18 protein-coding genes and 1 tRNA gene are annotated in these 19,538 nt (G+C 39.9%); 12 read left to right on the top strand and 7 right to left on the bottom strand.

Annotation, left to right across the window (positions count from 1 at the left end):
- Positions 1 to 47 precede the first annotated feature (47 nt).
- Entirely contained in the window at positions 48 to 1,622 is a 1,575-nt protein-coding gene (locus tag I4641_RS13305) for a family 10 glycosylhydrolase (RefSeq protein ID WP_229641021.1), read from the top strand.
- 53 nt (positions 1,623 to 1,675) lie between these two features.
- Positions 1,676 to 1,757, top strand: a tRNA-Leu gene (locus I4641_RS13300).
- Between the two features lie 99 nt (positions 1,758 to 1,856).
- Here I4641_RS13300 and I4641_RS13295 read toward each other — a convergent pair.
- Positions 1,857 to 2,525, bottom strand: a complete 669-nt coding sequence (locus tag I4641_RS13295) for a DUF2834 domain-containing protein (RefSeq protein WP_229641020.1) — start codon at positions 2,523 to 2,525, stop codon at positions 1,857 to 1,859.
- 108 nt (positions 2,526 to 2,633) lie between these two features.
- Here I4641_RS13295 and I4641_RS13290 point away from each other — a divergent pair, with 108 nt between their 5' ends.
- Both I4641_RS13290 and I4641_RS13285 read left to right on the top strand, forming a co-directional pair.
- Entirely contained in the window at positions 2,634 to 4,037 is a 1,404-nt protein-coding gene (locus tag I4641_RS13290; protein ID WP_229641019.1) for a phospholipase D-like domain-containing protein, read from the top strand.
- Positions 4,038 to 4,206: 169 nt separating this feature from the next.
- A complete protein-coding gene (locus tag I4641_RS13285) occupies positions 4,207 to 4,497 on the top strand; it encodes an Asr1405/Asl0597 family protein (protein WP_229641018.1) in 291 nt (96 codons plus the stop codon).
- 24 nt (positions 4,498 to 4,521) lie between these two features.
- On the opposite strand, the gene I4641_RS13280 is transcribed toward I4641_RS13285, so the two are convergent.
- The gene (locus I4641_RS13280; protein WP_229641017.1) at positions 4,522 to 5,028 is read right to left on the bottom strand and encodes an ExbD/TolR family protein; all 507 of its coding nucleotides are present in this window, start codon (positions 5,026 to 5,028) and stop codon (positions 4,522 to 4,524) included.
- A gap of 68 nt (positions 5,029 to 5,096) precedes the next feature.
- Positions 5,097 to 5,807, bottom strand: a complete 711-nt coding sequence (locus I4641_RS13275) for a MotA/TolQ/ExbB proton channel family protein (RefSeq protein WP_229641016.1) — start codon at positions 5,805 to 5,807, stop codon at positions 5,097 to 5,099.
- 232 nt (positions 5,808 to 6,039) lie between these two features.
- Here I4641_RS13275 and I4641_RS13270 point away from each other — a divergent pair, with 232 nt between their 5' ends.
- From I4641_RS13270 to I4641_RS13250, 5 genes are all read left to right on the top strand, one after another.
- Positions 6,040 to 7,323: a serpin family protein gene (locus I4641_RS13270; protein ID WP_229641015.1), complete on the top strand. Its 1,284-nt coding sequence runs from the start codon at positions 6,040 to 6,042 to the stop codon at positions 7,321 to 7,323.
- A 45-nt stretch (positions 7,324 to 7,368) separates the two neighbouring features.
- A complete protein-coding gene (locus I4641_RS13265) occupies positions 7,369 to 7,626 on the top strand; it encodes a CRR7 family NDH-1 assembly protein (RefSeq protein ID WP_229641014.1) in 258 nt (85 codons plus the stop codon).
- A gap of 55 nt (positions 7,627 to 7,681) precedes the next feature.
- Positions 7,682 to 9,193, top strand: coding sequence for an S-layer homology domain-containing protein (locus I4641_RS13260; protein ID WP_229641013.1), 1,512 nt, complete (start codon positions 7,682 to 7,684; stop codon positions 9,191 to 9,193).
- 90 nt (positions 9,194 to 9,283) lie between these two features.
- Positions 9,284 to 9,622, top strand: a complete 339-nt coding sequence (locus tag I4641_RS13255) for a hypothetical protein (protein WP_229641012.1) — start codon at positions 9,284 to 9,286, stop codon at positions 9,620 to 9,622.
- A gap of 103 nt (positions 9,623 to 9,725) precedes the next feature.
- A complete protein-coding gene (locus I4641_RS13250) occupies positions 9,726 to 10,916 on the top strand; it encodes an esterase-like activity of phytase family protein (RefSeq protein WP_229641011.1) in 1,191 nt (396 codons plus the stop codon).
- Positions 10,917 to 10,927: 11 nt separating this feature from the next.
- Here I4641_RS13250 and argJ read toward each other — a convergent pair whose 3' ends face one another.
- The gene (gene argJ / locus I4641_RS13245; RefSeq protein WP_229641010.1) at positions 10,928 to 12,169 is read right to left on the bottom strand and encodes a bifunctional ornithine acetyltransferase/N-acetylglutamate synthase; all 1,242 of its coding nucleotides are present in this window, start codon (positions 12,167 to 12,169) and stop codon (positions 10,928 to 10,930) included.
- Positions 12,170 to 12,359: 190 nt separating this feature from the next.
- Between argJ and I4641_RS13240 the strand changes: the two genes are divergently transcribed.
- Complete coding sequence (locus tag I4641_RS13240; RefSeq protein ID WP_229641009.1) at positions 12,360 to 13,496, top strand: DegT/DnrJ/EryC1/StrS family aminotransferase; 1,137 nt, start codon at positions 12,360 to 12,362, stop codon at positions 13,494 to 13,496.
- A gap of 21 nt (positions 13,497 to 13,517) precedes the next feature.
- Here I4641_RS13240 and I4641_RS13235 read toward each other — a convergent pair whose 3' ends face one another.
- The gene (locus I4641_RS13235) at positions 13,518 to 14,270 is read right to left on the bottom strand and encodes a DUF561 domain-containing protein (protein ID WP_229641008.1); all 753 of its coding nucleotides are present in this window, start codon (positions 14,268 to 14,270) and stop codon (positions 13,518 to 13,520) included.
- 73 nt (positions 14,271 to 14,343) lie between these two features.
- Positions 14,344 to 15,204: a prephenate/arogenate dehydrogenase gene (locus I4641_RS13230; RefSeq protein ID WP_229641007.1), complete on the bottom strand. Its 861-nt coding sequence runs from the start codon at positions 15,202 to 15,204 to the stop codon at positions 14,344 to 14,346.
- Between the two features lie 481 nt (positions 15,205 to 15,685).
- Between I4641_RS13230 and pntA the strand changes: the two genes are divergently transcribed.
- Together pntA and pntB are read left to right on the top strand one after the other, a co-directional pair.
- Complete coding sequence (pntA, locus tag I4641_RS13225) at positions 15,686 to 17,284, top strand: Re/Si-specific NAD(P)(+) transhydrogenase subunit alpha (protein ID WP_229641006.1); 1,599 nt, start codon at positions 15,686 to 15,688, stop codon at positions 17,282 to 17,284.
- 84 nt (positions 17,285 to 17,368) lie between these two features.
- Positions 17,369 to 18,787, top strand: coding sequence for a Re/Si-specific NAD(P)(+) transhydrogenase subunit beta (gene pntB / locus I4641_RS13220; RefSeq protein ID WP_229641005.1), 1,419 nt, complete (start codon positions 17,369 to 17,371; stop codon positions 18,785 to 18,787).
- A 115-nt stretch (positions 18,788 to 18,902) separates the two neighbouring features.
- On the opposite strand, the gene I4641_RS13215 is transcribed toward pntB, so the two are convergent.
- Positions 18,903 to 19,538, bottom strand: a 636-nt coding sequence (locus I4641_RS13215; protein ID WP_369426787.1) for a phosphopantetheine-binding protein, incomplete at its 5' end; no start/stop codon positions are given.

Below are 19,538 nucleotides of genomic sequence, written 5' to 3'. Positions count from 1 at the left end.
CAGCGATCGAGAGAAAGTATAAAGGAAGCATAAGGTGGTATTTTAGGATGGGTAGAGTCGACAAAAAATTAGTTTCTGGGTCTAAACAGCAAAACTATCTCAGCCAGTATAGTCCCATTCTCTTAGCTATTTTAGAGAAAATAGCTAAGTCCCAATCTACCAAGCTGTTGGCAACCACCTTAATTGCCTTTACCAGTTTGCTCATCCCAGGGGGAATTAAATCGAGCGAAGCTGCCGTTGGCCCTTATTGTCAATTTGCCCCAGAAGAAGTAGAAGCAAAAGAAAAATTACTCAAGGCTACTTTGGCAGACCGCAATAATTCTACGACTGCGGGAGAATATGATGCCATCGTTCAAAAACATACTGAAATGCTTCAGCTATGTCGCAGTCAAACCTGGCCAGAAGATCAGGCTGTGTGGCTGCGATTATATCCCTGCGATACTAGTCCTGGCTCGATAGATTACGTTTTAGACCGTATTATCAACCTGGGATATAACAAAATTCACCTAGAAGTTTTTTATGATAGTCAGGTGCTGCTGCCCCCTGATGATAATCCTACACCGTGGACATCCGTCGTGCGATCGCCTGGACAAGAAAATATCGATCTCTTGCAACAAACTATCGATAAAGCCCATCAGAGGGGTTTAAAGGTCTATGCCTGGCTATTTACGATGAATTTTGGCTACACCTATGCTCAACGCCCAGATCGTCAATCAGCCCTGGCTCGTAACGGTACGGGAAAAGATAGTCTAACTTTCGTTCACGATCGCTCTCAAGCATATATCGATCCCTATTCTCGTCAAGCACAGACTGACTATTATAATTTAGTCCAAGCAGTCCTCAAACGCGAACCTGATGGTATTTTGTTTGATTATGTCCGCTATCCTCGCGGTGACGGCGGACAATCTTACGTCCATAATGTCCGCGATCTTTGGATCTATAGCGAATCATCCCTCAATGCCTTGTACAATCGAGCTAGCAATAAAAAAGGATTGGCTGTAATTAAGAAATATATCGATACGGGTAATCTAACCATTTCCGATCTCAAGGCGATCGATTTAAAATATCCCAAACAAGCCAATGCTAGATGGCAAGGTCGTCGTAATTTTCCCGAACCTGAAGCAACTATTGAATCTCGTCTTAACGCTTTGACAAAAGACCTCTGGTTTTTCTCTGTCGCTCATGCTGCCCAAGGTGTTATAGATTTTCTTTCCTTTGCTGCTCAACCTGCTAAGAATAGAAATCTGCCCGCAGGAGCAGTATTTTTCCCCGATGCCAATCGTTTGGTAGGTACGACTGCTTTTGATTCTCGTTTGCAAGCTTGGGATAAATTTCCTGCGGATCTAGAATGGCATCCCATGGCTTATGCCGTATGTGAGGGAAAAACTGATTGTGTTACCGATCAAGTGAAAACAGTTTTACAGACAGCCGATCCAGCTACTAGGGTCAATCCCGCTGTGGCAGGAGTCTGGGGTAAAACTTATCGAGACCATCCCTCCTTGGAAGCCCAGATTGAAGCCTTACGCAAAGCGACTCCTGAAGTTAATTCTATCAGTCACTTTAGCTATGCTTGGCAAGAACCAAATCGCGATCGCCAAAGAAAGTCCTGTAATTTTCTATAAATTTTTTGCTTTTTGCTATATATCTGTTATGATGTATGTCATTGCGAAATTTTGCGGATGTGGCGGAATTGGTAGACGCACTAGATTTAGGTTCTAGCGTTTTCGGACGTGAAGGTTCAAGTCCTTTCATCCGCATAGTAGCAAACCAAACGGGTATGAGTTTTTTACTCATATCCGTTTTTGCTTTTGAAATTTAGAATATAAATTTAATTGAAAATCTTGGCAGTTTCCGACTTATCTAATTGCTAGTTGCGGACGCACGCACCAATAGATCAAGCTACCAAATAAAGGTAATAATGCAGCTAACCAAAAAAGCTGAGAATCTTTAATTCCCCTCCTTGCCATGTCGTCTTTCAAAATAGCAGCAGGTAACAGAAGAGATAGAGTACAAAAATCGATACTCATGACATTTACGAATTGACTGCTATGCCATTGGTTAATAAAGTCAGACCAATCTCCATTTATCGTACCCCAAACTATAAAAACCACAATCGATATAGAAGCTGAAATTGCCATTAGACGAGAATCTAAGGCTTTGAGTAACCAACTTTTGTTGGTTGTGAAGCTAGTATTAGGCTGGCGCAGGGCAAAATAGGGTAATAAAGCAAACGCACCCAAACCGAAAGAAGTTAGAAAAAAGGGATAGGGAGAAACTTGCTTGTCTTGGCTATCAAAGAGGATAAACGCGCCATAAACGAGGGGAAAGATTCCCATAATAAAAAAAATTGCAATAATTATCGGGTTGATGCCATCCCACTCAACTATAGACATATTAATAATTAAGTCTAAATCTTGTTGAAAAGCTGCGGGGGAAGTAGATCCTATGCCATTAATGGTAAAAATCACACTATAAGTTATCAAAGCAAGCCAGATTAAACCAAAAATTATTTTACGAGCAGTCATTGCAGTTATTCCCTAGTTTATATTTCTTTACTTATACCAATTATTCCGATCTTTACCCTTTTACTTTTTCCCTTTACCCTGTAGGCAACCGTAGCGCGATCGCATCTTGTGTGTAAGTTTGATATGTATCGTCTGACATGGATATTTTTGTTGTGCTTGATTGTTATTACTGGGTGTAAAAATTCATCTAAGAGATTGTCAGATTTATCTCAAGATGAGTTTATTCAAGGGTATTTTAATCATCGCGAAACTGGAACAGAAACTTATTTAGATCCTTATCGTAAAATAGAACGTGGTGGAGATAATTTAGAAGGAATAATTATCGAATCAATAACAGCAGCCAACTCAACTGTTGACTTGGCAGTGCAAGAACTAAATTTACCTTTAATTGCTTTAGCTTTAGTTAAAAGTCATCGCTCAGGGGTAAAAGTTAGAGTGATTTTAGATAATAATTATAGTCGTGCGTTGAGCAGTTTAAAGCCACAGGAAATAAAGCAACTAAATCAACGCGATCGCCTTAAGTATGATGAATTTATTAGCTTGGTAGATCGAGATAATAATGGTCGATTAAGTACTTCTGAAAAAAATAACTGGGATGCTTTAGTTATTTTACATAATGCAGGCATTCCTATGATTGATGATACTGCCGATGGTTCAAAAGGAAGTGGTTTGATGCACCATAAGTTCGTGGTTATCGATCGCCAGACTGTGGTTACTGGTTCGAGTAATTTTACTTTGAGTGGCATTCATGGAGATTTTAGCAATCTAGATAGTAGAGGGAATGTCAACCATTTATTGCGGATTAATAATCGAGAGGTAGCTGACTTATTTGTTGAAGAATTCAACTATATGTGGGGTTCGGCAGAGGCTGGGGGAATTAATAGTAAATTTGGTTTGGCAAAACCATCGCGATCGCCTGAATCTATTATTGGAAATAATACTAAATTTACCGTGCAATTTTCTCCCATTTCTCCTACTAAGGATTGGCATTTAAGTAGCAATGGTTTAATCGCAAAAGTAATTAATAATGCTAATAATTCTATCGATCTAGCTTTGTTTGTTTTTAGCGATGGACTAATTGCTAAAAAATTGCAGCAAAAACAAAAAGAAGGAGTTAGTATAAGCGGTGTTTTTGATTCGGGTTTTGCCTTTCGCTACTATAGTGAGGTATTAGATTTATTGGGAATTAGTTTATATTATCGCTGTCAAGCTGAAGCGGATAATAATCCTTGGACAAAACCTTTGAAAAATATTGGCGTAGCGAATATTGCCCGAGGAGATAAGCTTCATCATAAATTTGCCTTGATAGACAAGCAAACAATTATTTCTGGCTCACAAAATTGGTCGCAAGCTGCTAATCATCAGAATGATGAGGCTACCATTGTAATTAATAATCTGACCTTGGCTCAACATTTCGACCGTGAATATCAACGCCTTTCTCAGTCTGCTTTCTGGGGTTTACCTGACAAAATTAAGACCAAGGCGCAACAACAACAACAAGACTGTCAATAGTCGTTCTATTGTAATTTATTCTCTTTTAATAGATTATTGACAAAAATTTCTATTTAAGGTTTATAATCTCTTTTAGGGAACTAATTGAATTTAATTCTCAATAGTCAATATTATTGCTTTTATTGTTTTGTCCCAATTGAGATGTATAAATCACAGGAGAATATAAAATATGAATAATAGCGATCGCCTACAGCCAGAACAGGAGCGTGGAAAAGAGCTAAAATGCTTGCCGACAAGTATTTTAGACGTTAAATGGTCTTATCGATGGGAAGTATATCGTCGCCTCAAGGCTTTAGGTATTGAGTGTAAATGTGCTACGAACGAACCTTTGCGAGTAAATTTATACAGTCCAACCACCGCGATTCAAATTTGGAGTGTTTTAAGACAAAAGAACTCACCCCGTCACGAACTAATTAATTGGCTAGATGATTGTTGGCAAACAAGAGCGATCGCAAATTGAGAAACGAAGAACAAAAAGGGATTATTAGGGTGCAGGAGGATTGGGGGGATTAGCAAAAGGATTAACGCTACCAGGAATAGCTGGATTTACCCCAGGAGTAGGTGGTGTTGTGGGTGCTTGAGAACCTTCGGGAAGCGTCGCCAAAGCCACACGATTGCCTCCCACTTCTCTGAGGATATCTAATACTTCTACTACTTCTCTATAGGTAGAGTTTTTCGCTGCATATAAGGTCATCAAACCATCGGGATTGGCTTGATTGTATTTCTTGATTTCCCAAGCTAGATCGCTGCGATTAACGAGGTCTTTATCTACATACAACTGACCGAGATCGTCTATGGTGACGATCAAAATATTTTGTAGCTGAGGCGTACCAGTTTTAGCTTGAGGTAAATCTAAACTAATGGCTTGTTGGCGAGAGAAATTAACTGCTGCCAAAATAAAAAAGGTCAAAATACAGAAAATAACGTCAATTAGGGGCAAAATTTCAATATTAGCCCCGCTGGTTTCGCTATCATCCTGCCAAAGTTTCATTGGCTTTATTGGTTTGAGATTATATCTTTTTTTAGGATTCACGATAGTAATTGGTTATTAGTTATTAGTTATTGGTCATTGGTCATTGGCGGTTTGATGTTAATAAAAGAATACTCATCATCCCCTGGAATTATTCCCTCTGATTCTTCCGATCCCGATCGCATCCAGCGATCGCGGTACATAACCTCTAGACGGCTTCCCATGCGACGCAAGATCCGAATTTGATTCGACCAAAAAGCTTGAAACAAACGATAAAAACTCAAACTAATAATTGCCACCAATAATCCTACAGCGGTAGAAATCAAGGATTCGCCAATACCCAAGGTTACGCCAGAAGAATCTGCTGTCCCCAAGTCGCTAATTTTAATCGAACTTAAGGCTTGAATTAGACCCCAAACTGTACCAAACAAACCTAATAAAGGAGAAAGAGCAATAATTGCTTCTAATAATTTGTCTCCCTTGCGCATTCTAGCTAATTGTTCTTCTGCTGCCGATTCTAGGGCAAGATGAAACATATCAGGATCTGGGTTAGACAGTCTAAAAGGGGAATAAACAAAATTACCCAAAGGATGGTTGATATGTTCTTGAGCAATTTTCCCTACTAAATCCCAATTTCTTTCCGCAGCTTCCATAATGCGGTTAAATATCTTTTTCTCTTTAAAAACAACTCTTGACCAAAACAATAATCGTTCTAATATAGTGGAGATAGACAAGATTGAAAGCAATAATAGGGGATACATTGAAATACCACCTTTTTCAATTATTTCCAGAAAATTCACGGTAGCTAATTACCTCCAGTAATGTTTTGGCTCAAATTAGTTCTTAAACAGTTTAGGTTATGACCGCTTGAATCTTTTAACCTTAGACATAGATAACATAGGTTAGAACAAAATCTAGGTCAATAAAAATTTTCTAACATGGGTTGAAATATATAGATCGCCTTGGGGAACATAAACTAGATTAACCTTGTCTTCAGCTATGATACTCTGCACTATATATTTTCTGTAGCGAATGAATCGTAATACAATTTTAGGAACTCTTGGTGTCAGTTTGCTTTTGTTTTTGGCAGGGATGGTATCTCAACAAGAAGCTAATTCAATTCATTCTGTCGATCCAGTTGGTTCTAATTCTCCATCTTCTCAGCTAATAGCCGATCGCGCTGAGACAAAAACACAGACGAGTCAATTGGCTAGTGCGAATAATCGTTTTGGCTTTAATTTATGGACTCAGATTAGCCAGCAACAACCTGAAGCTAATATTGTGATTTCTCCCAGTAGTATTGCGATCGCTTTAGCTATGGCTAGAAACGGCACAGATGGGTCAACAAAAGCAGAAATGACTACAGTCTTGGAATTGGATTTATTAGACCCTGCAACCATGGATAATAGCTATGGTAAATTAATTGAAAACCTAAAAACTGCCGATCCTAATGTAAAATTGGCGATCGCTAATTCTCTTTGGGTTAATCGAGACATTACCCTCAAGGATTCGTTTGTTAATAATGCTAAAGAATTTTATCAAGCAGAAGTCACTAATTTAGATTTTGCCGACTCTCAAGCTAAAAATACGATTAATGACTGGGTGGCTAGCAATACTGCCAACCAGATTTCTGAGATAGTTGATTCGGTTTCTGCCGATGACGCGCTTTATTTGATTAATGCCATTTACTTTAAAGGGATTTGGGCAAAGAAATTTGACGTGGATGCAACTGTTGAACAGCCTTTTTATACCGCTGCTAATGATTCTAAATCTCAACCGATGATGAGTCAGACAGGAGATTATCGCTATTACCAAAGCGATCGCTTTCAAGCAGTAAGATTGCCTTATGGTGAGAAAGAGGAATTGGGTATGTATATTTTTCTTCCTCAAGAAACTAGCAGTTTGGCTGAGTTTAACCAACAACTGAATTACGATAATTGGCAAGAGTGGATTAGTAGTATGCGATCGCGTGATGGTAAGATCACCATTCCCCGTTTTAAGCTGGAATATGAATTGGATTTAACAGAATCTTTGTCTGAGTTGGGGATCGAGCAAGTCTTTGATTCCTCTCAAGCAGATTTTTCGGCGATGACGGATCTTTCTGTAGCGGTAGATGGAGTTAAGCACAAAACATTCATTGAAGTAAATGAAGAAGGTACAGAAGCAGCGGGGGTTACTTCTATTGGGATTCGGATCACCTCAGTTCAAACGGAAAATGAATCATTTAAGATGAATGTTAACCGTCCTTTCTTTTTTGCTATTCGAGATGATATTACCGAAAGCATAATTTTTATGGGAAATGTTATCGAGCCATAATTAGAGTCATAATTAATTGACCAATAATTTCACACCAAACCTATCATGGCAGACTCTATCATGTATCAGGAGGATGGCTATGTTGTCCTCGAAAGCGATCGCGAAGAACAGTTTATGACTGTTAAAGACTTGCAAGACAAGTTAGTCAATCTTTTACTATTGGATGAAGTTGTTCTCCCTAGAGAATTAGAACAGTTTGATGCTGTAGAGTTACAGGCGCAACATTTGTTAGAAAATTATTTTGAATTAGACATTGGTGCGGACAAATATCTCCAATGGTATGTGGTTCGTTGGGAAAAATAATCTAATCTCGATCTAAAATTAGAAATTAGATGATTATCAATTTCAGCAAGTAGCTATGTTATTAAAGCAAAATAACCCACAAGTGGTTAAAGGTATTTTATTTACTGGTTTATTAACGCTACTGGCAAGCTGCGGTAATAGTTCGGCACTAGAGAGTATGGTAAGGGCAGATCCCAAGCTGATCGAAAATCGTACTCAAACAAATACTCAAGTAAAAGCAGAAGCAGAAGAGCGAAAAATTGCTTCCAATAACGAGCTGAAAAACACCGAAGAAGAAATAACATTTAAAGATAATTCTCCTAATCTCAAATTAGAAAAAGCTAGCAACAGTATACCTGAAAGTTTTCCCGCCTCTTTTCCTATCTATCCCCAAGCCCAACTAAAAGAAGTCAAAACAGGCAAAAATATAGCATCGGGAATGTTAACCTGGACTAGCTCGGATAATAGTAAAGCGATCGCCGATTATTATCAAGCAGAATTAACCGCCAACGATTGGGAAATTATTAAACCGTTTCAATTAAATCCTAATTCAGAAATAGCGAGAGCGATCGCCACTAAAGGCGATCGCAAGGTTCATTTAACTCTTTTGCGATCGAGTAATAGCCAGACAGGTAACGACGGTACAAAACTGTCTGCAATCTACGAACCCCTAGAGCAAGATATTGCCCAATCGGATATTGCATCAGTAGATCTAGATCCCGAAGCAGATCTTACTGCGATCGATCCCCCCCAAAAGCCAACCATCACCAAAGACAAAGATAAGCTAGAAAAAAATACCAACAACCAAGTCCAACCATCTCTCGATCTAGCCAGAAACCAGCCAGAAAATCTAGCCCCAGAAAATAACACCTATATTCGGGCTTCAGATGACAATTTTTCCGATCTCGATAATGTTCCCGAACAATTGAGCCAACCTTTAGACACCGTCGCTGCTTTGGGGATTTTAACTCCCTATACCAAGGAAGGTAATGTGGAGGTGAGTAAATTTGCTCCCAATGCCATTATCACTAGGGGAGAATATGCTCGTTGGTTAATTGCTGCCAATAATCGCTATCATGAAGGAGATCTAGGCAAAAAAATCTATGTAGCCAACAACACTAGCGAAGCAGCTTTTCAAGATATCAAAAGCGACAATCCAGATTTTGGTGCAATCCAAGGTTTGGCAGAAGCGGGGTTAGTACCTTCTCGGTTGACACAAGATAGTACTAAATTATTATTTAGACCCGATGCTCCCTTAACTAGAGAAGATTTAGTAACTTGGAAAGTGCCTCTAGATACTCGTCAAGCTCTACCCAAAGCATCCATTGAAGCCATCGAAAAAAGCTGGGGGTTTCAAGATGCAGCTAACATCGATTCCTCGGCGGTGAGAGCCTTATATGCAGACTATCAAAATGGCGATCGCTCTAATGTCAGACGTATTTTTGGTTTTACTACTTTATTTCAGCCCAAAAAACCCGTAACCCGAGCTGAAGCAGCAGCTTCTCTATGGTATTTTGGATTTCAGGGTGATGGCATTACTGCCCAAGAAATTTTAGAAACAGAAATCGAATTGGAATCGAACAGTTAAGTCATGTATCATTTATCACTTGTAGTTTCTTTTCCCATAACTAACGGCTTAAAATTTTAATCATGAGTATAAATACTTTTAACTAAATTTATGTTCGATCCTCAGTCAATATTTGAATTCTCTCGCCAACATTGTGTAGCAATATGTTCGTTTCTCGTCCCAGCTAATTTATTGATGACGATCGCTACGTTGGTTTTGATAATCAAGAATCAATCGTTAGTTAAAATACTTTGGTCGATGGGAATTGCCTCAGTTTTGGCGATTGCCCTATTTCTTCATGTTTCTACTTGGTTTATTATTGGCGTAATTACCCCCGTGACGTTTATTTTGTTTGGTTTGGGGACTACCTGTTTGACAATTAATGCTCTGGCTTTTATTTACCGCCAGGAAATTATCCAAATTATCTCAACTAAGCTATCCCGCAGCTAAGCTAAATATTTGATTACTTATTACTTCAGCCTGAAGGGCTTGATAAAGCGATCGGTAGTTACTCTGGTAGATTGATTAATGTAGGTTTTAGCGTCAAAAAATTGTGAGCGATAACTTGTTTAGGCTTCGCCAAAGCATCTGTAAATTTCCCTTCAGATATTTAGTTAATATTTTTCTCGTCTGTAGCATCTTTTCCTTAACAGCCTGTAATCCACCTCAAAGAGTATCGGCAGAAGCAAGGATGTTTCGTAATTTTTCTTTAGAGTTTTTAGATCAATACGAAATTCCTCAAACAAAGTTTAAAAATACCGTTGTTGGAGGCTTATCGGCGATCGCCTATAACCGTGAGGAAGATAAATTTTATGTCTTATCCGACGATCGCGGTAAACGCTCCCCCGCCCGTTTTTATACCTTTAAACTACAGGTAAAACAAACTAAGGATAAAAACATCAAGATCGATAGTTTTCAGCCAGCAGAAGTTACTCTCATCAAAGATGAGCAGGGGAATAACTATCCCGTAGAAAAAATAGATCCCGAAGGAATAGCTCTTTCCCCAAGAAATACCATCTTTATTTCTAGCGAGGGCGATACTACCAAAAATATCCAGCCTTTTATTAGGGAATTTGAATTAGAAACTGGCAAACAAATTTCCGATGTCCGCTTACCGCAACGTTTTTTAGCTAGTGAAGATCCAGATAAACCTCAAGGAGTCCAAGAAAACCTCGCCTTTGAATCTCTGACTATCAATCGTGTAGGCTTACCCGAAGATCCTTTCAGACTTTTTACCGCTACAGAATCATCCTTAATTCAAGACGAGTCTTTTGAAGGAAACGAGCGATCACGTATTCGTCTTTTACATTATCTAATCAATCCCCTAGGTAATCCCGTCTTGGTTGCAGAGCATTTATATCTACTCGAACCCGCACCTATAGAAGTTATTTCCAATGGCTTAACCGAATTATTAGCACTGCAAACCGAGGGATATTTTCTCAGTTTAGAAAGGACTTTTGGCTTCACTGGTGCGGGAGCAAAAATATTTCAGTTGGCGATCGCTAATGCTACCGACACCAGCAATATTAATAGTCTTAAAGGGGATTTGGGTCAACTACGCACTCTCAAAAAGCAGCTTGTATTAGATCTCCAAGATTTGGGGATTTATCTCGATAATCTCGAAGGAATGACCGAAGGACCTCGTTTACCAGATGGTAGTAGAAGTCTGTTATTAATTAGCGATAACAATTTTAACGAAGAACAAGTCAGTCAATTATTATTGTTTCGCTTGGTAGAAAAATGAACTTCCCTAACTTAGGTAGTATATTCCGCATTTATTTCAACGTATTTGTAGGTTAGATCGCATCCCCAGGCAGTACTCGTACCCGATCCCACACCAATATTAACAGAAATCAATACTGTATCAGATTTCAAATATTCCCCTGCTGCTGCTGAGGCGAGATAGTTGCTAGCCCCGTTGCGATCGAAGTCTTGGGGTTGACCATTTTTCATTAACACCATATCCCCTAGCTTGATATTCAACTCATCTTGGTGAAACTTAACCCCTGCTCTACCTGCTGCTGCTGCAATTCTTCCCCAATTGGGATCTCTACCAAATACAGCCGATTTAACCAAAGATGAACCGACAATAGTTTTAGCTACTGTTGAAGCAGCCGCATCGCTTTGTGCGCCAGATACTTGTACTTCAATCAAACAAGTTGCTCCTTCTCCATCGCGAGCGATCGCTTTGGCTAAATACTGACATACTTCTGTCAGCATTGCTTCTAATTTTTGAGCATTTTGACTCTTTTCTGTAATAGCAGTGGTGCGCGACTGCCCGTTAGCCAAAGCAAGTACGCAGTCATTAGTACTAGTATCTCCATCAACGGTAATCTGATTAAAACTTTTATTGACGGCTCGCTTGAGCATTTCTTGCCACAAACTGGTAGATACCGCAGCATCGCAGGTAATAAATCCCAACATAGTTGCCATATTAGGGGCAATCATCCCCGAACCCTTGGCTATTCCCCCAATACGTACGGGACGACCTTCTATAGTTGTTTCTAGGGCAATTTCCTTGATTACTAAATCTGTAGTAACAATAGCTTTGGCTGCATCTGTTCCCCCATTCTCCGTTGCTGCTCTAACTAAAGGGGTAATTCCCTCCCGCAACTTGTCCATTTTAATTCTCTGTCCGATTACTCCTGTAGAAGCGAGCAAGACAGCATCCGCAGGAATATTTAATTCTTGTCCGATGAGTTTGGCACTTTCTTTGGCATCTTCCCAGCCTGACTCTCCTGTAGCTGCATTTGCTTGTCCTGCATTACAAAGAATCACTCTAGCACTGGCTTTTTTTTGCAGACATTTACGACAGTAATCGACACAAGCAGCACGAACCTGAGAAGTGGTAAATACTCCTGCTGCGATCGCATCGGTTTGGGATAAGATCAACGCCAGATCTTTTGCTCCTGTCGATTTTAATCCCGCCGAAATTCCTGCTGCAATGAATCCTTTGGGTGCAGTTACTCCACCACTCACTACCTGCCAGTCTGTCATTTTTATCTATCTATTTGAGATTTGGTTTAACGCTGATTATAGCAAGTTGACTGCTCTCTATCGGTACATTTGACTGCAATCTAAGATTGATTACAACTAAATCGCAGTTTTTCGCGCTACTCTATATTGAAATTGAATGATTAATTCTTAAATTATCTAAAATCTAAAGTAATATTTTTAACCTAAGCGAGTGAATAAGATTCCACCAGTCGATTTAACTCGACAATATGAACTAATTAGTGAAGAAGCTAATTTGGCTGTTCTCGAAATTCTTAACTCTGGAAATTATATAGGAGGAAAAGCAGTTGCTACTTTTGAACAGCAATTTGCCCAATATACTGGAGTAAGTTCCTGTGTTAGCTGCAATTCTGGTACGGATGCTCTTTATTTGGCTTTGAGAGCTTTGAATATTGGTGAGGGAGATGAAGTAATAACTAGTCCTTTTACTTTTTTTGCTACTGCCGAAGTCATTAGCCGAGTCGGAGCAAAACCGATATTTGTGGATATAGATATCGATACATTTAATTTTAATTTAGCCCAGGTAGAAAAAGCGATCTCGCCCCAAACTAAAGCAATTGTTCCCGTTCATTTATTCGGACAACCCGTGGATATGACTGGGTTAATGGCGATCGCCAAAACTCATAATCTAATCGTCATAGAAGATTGCGCTCAAGCTACGGGTGCTAGCTGGCAAGAACAAAAAGTCGGTAGTATCGGTCATGTGGGATGTTTTAGCTTTTTTCCGACTAAGAATTTAGGTGCTTGTGGCGATGGTGGTGCGGTGACGACTAACGATCCGGCGATCGCCAAACAGATGAGAATTCTCAAAGAACACGGCTCCCCCGAACGATATCGCCATGATTCTATTGGCATTAACAGTCGAATTGATGGTATTCAAGCTGCTATTTTATCGATCAAGTTGCGCCATTTAGATTTTTGGAACGAACAGCGCGCTACTGCTGCCAAATATTATCACGAACTTTTAAATGCTATTACTTTGATTAAATTACCTCAAGCAATATCAGGAGGTAATAGTGTTTGGAATCAATATACAATTTGTGTAGGCGATCGCAAATCATCTACTAGCCAGAAAACTTCTAGAGATAGGGTCAAGGAATGTTTGCAACAACAGGAAATTATTTCGATGATCTATTACCCCATTCCCCTGCACCTCCAACCTGTGTATCGAGATTTGGGATATAAAAAAGGACAGTTGCCCATTGTCGAACAAGCTGCCCGCGAAGTATTATCTTTACCAATGTTTCCTGGCATCTCTCAAGCAGAACAAGAACGAGTCGCCTATGCTCTTAAAGATTGCCTGGGGTAATTAGTAATTAGTAATTAGTGATTACTGATTGCCGATCGCTGATAACTGGTAACTATTTAAAGCTTCAACCAGGCTGCGAACTACTGCAACCATTGCTACTTCGTTGTTTAACTGATTGATTGCCGAACCAACACCAACACCAGCAGCACCAGCAGCGATCGCCATTGGTACGGTGACGCTAGATAAACCAGAAGCACAAAGCACGGGAACATTTACCCCACGAGCAATACTATGGGCAGCAGCCAAAGTCGGCGCTGCTTTTTCGATTAAACCTCTTACTCCTGGGTTTAGGGGTTGAATGCTGGTTCCGCCTTCGGTTTGAATGATGTCTGCACCTGCTTGGACTAGTTTTTCGGCTAATTTAACTTGTTCGTCTAATGCCAAAATATGAGGAACGGTTACAGAAAGCGCGATCTGAGGTAGAAGGGAACGAGTTTTGACAGTTAATTCTAGAACTTCTTCTGCTTCAAATCTAATTCCTTGAGCGTAGAAGCTATCAAAATTTCCTATTTCAATCAAATCTGCACCAGCATTAACCGCACTAATAAATAATTCTGGTTTTACAGCCGAGACGCAAATAGGTAAGTTAGTTAAGTTACGAATTGTTTCAACTAAAGTAGGTTCGGCAGCAATATCGACAAATGTTGCACCACCAGCTTCGGCAGCTTTGACTACTGCTGTTACGCGATCGCGATCGAAGTTGTTTAAACCACTAATTACCTTGAGTGCATTTTTCTGAGTTAAGGCTTCTGCTAGTTGGGAATGTATCGTCATATTTACTTCCTTGGATTCTGGAGAAAGGATTTTCTAAATCACAGTTTAGATTATCTCATATACTCATAATCATCTAATTTAAAAACTTCGGTCTAGCCTCTCCATTACTAGTTAAAATACCTGATAAATCTTGCCAATTTTCCTCTTCAATTAAACTAATAATTCCATCCAAATTATCCCGATAACTATAAAGCGATCGCAATAACTCCTCTCGATTATATTTTGCCATCATTACACCTAATTCTGGATTACCACCACCTACGCGGCTTGTATCCTTAAACCCTGAACTAGCAAGAATTTGTGCTAGTTTTAAAGTGTCAGGTTTTTCTTGCAAACAAGCTTTAATCAAACTCGCACTAACCATTACAGGTAAATGAGAAATCCAACTAACAGCGCGATCGTGGATTTTTGCATCGCAGATATAGGGAATGGCATTTAATTGTAGGGCGATCGCTTTTAGTTTCTCTACATCTTCAAGTTTATTTTGTTCGGAAGGAGTAAAGACATAAGCTGCATTAGTAAATAAGCTGGGTATTGCAGCCTCAATACCACTCGATGATGTACCAGCCATGGGATGTCCGCCAATGAAGTTTGACCATAGCTGGCTACAGCTTTGCACGATGGGATATTTGACAGAACCAACATCTGTAATGATAGTATCAGGATTAATATAGGGAATGACTTGCTTAACAGTAGATGCGATCGCCCCCATGGGAGTACAAACAATAATTATCTCCGCATCTGATAAAGCTTCAAAACTAGTATCCACGCGATCAGCAATACCTTTTTCTAGGGCTAATTTACAGGTATATTTTTGACGGGATATGCCAATAATGTAGTGTCCTTGGGATTGAACTCCGTTCGCGCTTGGCGATCGCAAATCTATCCCCAAAGAACCACCAATTAAACCCAAACCGATAATCCCAATCTTCATCTTTTATCTTACTTATTTTATACTCCTAGTTTTTCATAAAATAACCATTCATAATTAACTAGCGATCGTCAATAAAATTTAAGATTTTAATAGCATTTAGATTAAGATAATAAACACTTTTGCCTATGTAAAGAGATGCAAAGCGAATCTCCCCAGAAATCTGCTAATTACTAAGATAAGTTAAAGATTGATAGACAATAGTGGGGATCGTTTTAGGATAGCAACCAGAAATCAACAAAAAGAGGTAATTTTTTTGTCAAGATATTTTAAGCTAAGTAAAAATATAATATCTATAAAATAAAGCTTTCTTAACATAATCGTTAAAGCTTCAGTTTTAGCGAAATAAATCTATAAGTTTCCACCTCTCCCCAAGAATATAGAACTATCAATTGTGGGAATCAGCATTTAATTTAATTTAACTGTTGCTCGTTACAATTCCTTAGTTTTATATTTTACCGTCAATAATATCTTAGGAGAATCTATGACCGCAACTGTCGATAGACAAGCAGAGGATAGCCAACAGCCAGAAAATCAGAAATCTGGACCTCGTAAAATTGGCATACCCAAAGAAATATACAACAATGAATGCCGTGTTGCTGCTACACCCAATACGGTTAAAAAATTGCAAAAACTCGGCTTCGAGATTCTAGTTGAAACCAATGCAGGGGCAGCAGCTAACTTTTCTGACGAAGCTTATCAAGAAGCAGACTGCACAATAGTTTCTGATGCAGCGAGTTTATGGTCAGAAGCCGATATAATTCTGAAAGTCCGCGCCCCTGAAGATTCAGAAATCGAAGTAATGCCCCACGGTAAAACCATTATCAGCTTTATCTGGCCAGCACAAAATGAAGAATTATTAAACAAGCTAGCAGAGCGGAAAGCCACGGCGATCGCCATGGATGCAGTTCCGCGTATCAGTCGCGCCCAGAAGATGGATGCCCTGTCTTCCATGGCGAACATTGCGGGCTATCGCGCAGTAATTGAAGCTGCTAATAACTTTGGTCGTTTCTTTACAGGACAAATTACCGCAGCAGGTAAAGTACCCCCTGCCAAGGTAATGGTAATTGGTGCGGGGGTAGCTGGTTTAGCAGCGATCGGTGCAGCTAGAAGCCTTGGGGCAATTGTTAGGGCTTTTGATACTCGTCCTGCGGTAAAAGAACAGGTAGAAAGTCTCGGTGCAGAATTCCTCGAACTTGAGTTTGAAGAAGACGGTACGGGTTCTGGTGGCTATGCCAAAACCATGAGTAAAGAATTTATCGATGCAGAGATGGCACTCTTTAGAGAACAAGCCAAAGAAATCGATATTATTATCACTACTGCTTTAATTCCAGGTAGACCAGCACCTAAACTCATTCTTACCGATATGGTGGAGATGATGAAAGAAGGTTCTGTAGTAGTAGATTTAGCTGCCGAACAAGGTGGTAACTGTGAAGTTACTCGTCCTAACGAAGTTTACAAATACGATGGCGTAACTATCATTGGTTTAACCGACTTACCAAGCCGTATGGCAGCCCAGTCCAGTCAACTATATGGTACAAACCTCTGGCACTTGCTCAAAGACATGGGTGGGGCAGAAGATTATAAGGTAGACTACGAAGACCAAGTTGTACGCGGTGCGTTAATCGTCCATGAAGGCAAGGTAACTTGGCCTCCACCAAAAATCGAAAACCCTTCTCCTACTCCTCCTCCCAAACCTAAAGCGGTAGTCACTCAGGTAGCCAAAGAAGAGAAGAAATCCAACAGCAGTATGCTATGGGTGATTGTAGCTGGTTTAGCATTGCTAGGCATTGGTATTGGTGCGCCTACTTCTTTCTTATCTCACTTCACCGTTTTCGTTCTTGCCTGTTTTATTGGCTATCAGGTAATTTGGAACGTTTCCCCCGCTTTGCATACACCACTAATGAGTGTGACCAATGCCATTAGCGGAATCATTATCCTGGGCGGTATGTTGCAGATATCTGGTGAATTAACTTCACCTTCTGTAATTTTAGGTGCGATCGCAATTCTCGTGGGAACAATCAACATCTCTGGTGGTTTCCTCGTTACTCAACGGATGCTCAAAATGTTCCAGAAGAAATAATTATCTATACATACATCCTGTAAGGGCGTATGGCCATACGCCCCTACGATACATTTTCATAACTGACCTTCATCTTTTTAATTCATGACAAATAATCTTGTGGCGGTTGCATATATTGCAGCCAGTGCCTTATTTATCCTCAGCCTGGGTGGACTATCCAACCAGGAAACAGCCCGTCAGGGTAATACTTTTGGAATTATCGGTATGGCGATCGCCTTTGTTGCGACTGCCCTTAGCACCCAGGTAAATGGTTACGGCGTTTTAGTTGCTGCGATCGTTCCTGGTGCGATCGTTGGTTCAATTTTAGCAGCTAGAGTGGCGATGACTTCCATGCCCGAACTTGTAGCAATTCTGCACAGTTTCGTGGGTTTAGCTGCGGTATTGGTTGGTTTAGCTACCTACCTCCAGCCCGAAAACAGCTTAACTGGTGTTGAAGCTACGATCCACGAACTAGAAATTTATATCGGTATCTTTATCGGTGCTGTTACCTTTGCTGGTTCGGTTGTCGCTTTTGGTAAGCTCAACGGTTCATTTGGTAGCAAGCCTCTTATGCTACCCGCTCGTCATTTAATCAACATCGCTTTATTAGTTGGTTCGGTAGTTCTCGGTGTACAGTTTATGGGAACAGAAAACGGCTTACAGCCCCTACTAATCATGACTGGTTTAGCCTGTGTCCTTGGCTTCCTCCTCGTCATGGGTATTGGTGGCGCAGATATGCCTGTCGTAATCTCCATGCTGAATAGTTACTCTGGTTGGGCTGCTGCTGCTGCTGGCTTTATGCTTTCCAACGACGTATTAATTGTTACTGGTGCATTGGTTGGTAGTAGTGGGGCGATCCTTAGCTACATCATGTGTGAAGCGATGAACCGTTCCTTTATTAGCGTAATTCTTGGCGGTTTTGGTGAAGGTTCTGGTGCTGCTGCACCCACTGGCGAAGCAAAACCCATGGGCGAAGCTACCGCTACTAACGTCGAAGAAGTTGCAGAATTGCTTAACGATGCTAAAAGCGTGGTCATCGTACCTGGTTATGGTATGGCAGTTGCACAAGCACAACACTCCGTTTCCGACATTACCAAAATCCTCCGCAAGCGCGGTAAAGAAGTCCGTTTTGGTATCCACCCCGTAGCGGGAAGAATGCCTGGACACATGAACGTATTGTTAGCAGAAGCTAACGTACCCTACGATATCGTGTTGGAGATGGACGAAATTAACGACGATCTATCTAATACTGATGTAGTTCTGGTAATTGGTGCAAACGACACTGTTAACCCTAGTGCGTTGGACGATCCTTCTAGCCCCATTGCAGGTATGCCCGTAATGGAAGTATGGAACGCTCAAAACGTGGTGGTTATGAAGCGCAGTCTTGGTATTGGTTATGCAGGGGTAGATAATCCTCTGTTCTATATGGATAACAATCAAATGTTATTCGGCGATGCGAAAGCTAACGTTAGCGCGTTGTTGAATGAGTTATCTAAGACTGAGAAGGAATTGGTTGCTGCTTAGTTAAAGCTTAGGTTATTTTTGTGTCCTCCTGGTTTTCTGGGGGGATTTTTTCACGCAAAGGCGCAAAGACGCAGAAGCACTAGAGAAATAATCTTATACAAATTAGTTTTAATTTTTATATGTTGAGGATAACAAAATCGCACAAATCTTTTATGCAATCAAGAGAATAGTTATCTAAGTCAAATTCAATATCAAACTCTTCTTCAATTTCTAGAGCTATTTTGTATACGTCATTTTCACATTCTGCTCCTAAATCATAATACATATGACTCTCTGGCGTTATCCTATCAGATTCTATTTCCAATTCTTTAGCTATTATTTTCTTTATTTCTTCAAAAACTTCTCTAAACAAATATATATTTGAATCAGCTTTTGTCTTGGACCAATAAACTCCTTCTGCTTTATCCTTATTAATTTCTTTCTGGCGAGCTTGTTCAATTTTTCTTGCTTCTTCCTTAGCTTTCTTTTTTGCTTCTGCTTCTGCTTTTAGACGAGCTTGTTCGATTTTTATAGCCTCCTCTTCTAAAGCTTTTTGTTTTGCTTCTTCTGCTTGTCTTACTGCAAGCATTTTTAAAGATTTAATTCTAGTATTAGCAAGGTCGCGTACTGAAGAGAAATCTACTTTGTGACCACTTTGACGATAAATTGATGTTGCTATACTCCAAACAAGGTTATCAATTTGATACTGAATTAAATCTGGCTGCCTGACACAAGTAGCTAAAAGAGTGAAAATACGGTAAGAAAAAAGAAA

It is taken from the genome of Waterburya agarophytonicola KI4 (assembly GCF_020640915.1).
Taxonomy (GTDB): Bacteria; Cyanobacteriota; Cyanobacteriia; order Cyanobacteriales; family Xenococcaceae; genus Waterburya; species Waterburya agarophytonicola.
This window is presented reverse-complemented; position numbering and strand designations above follow the sequence as displayed.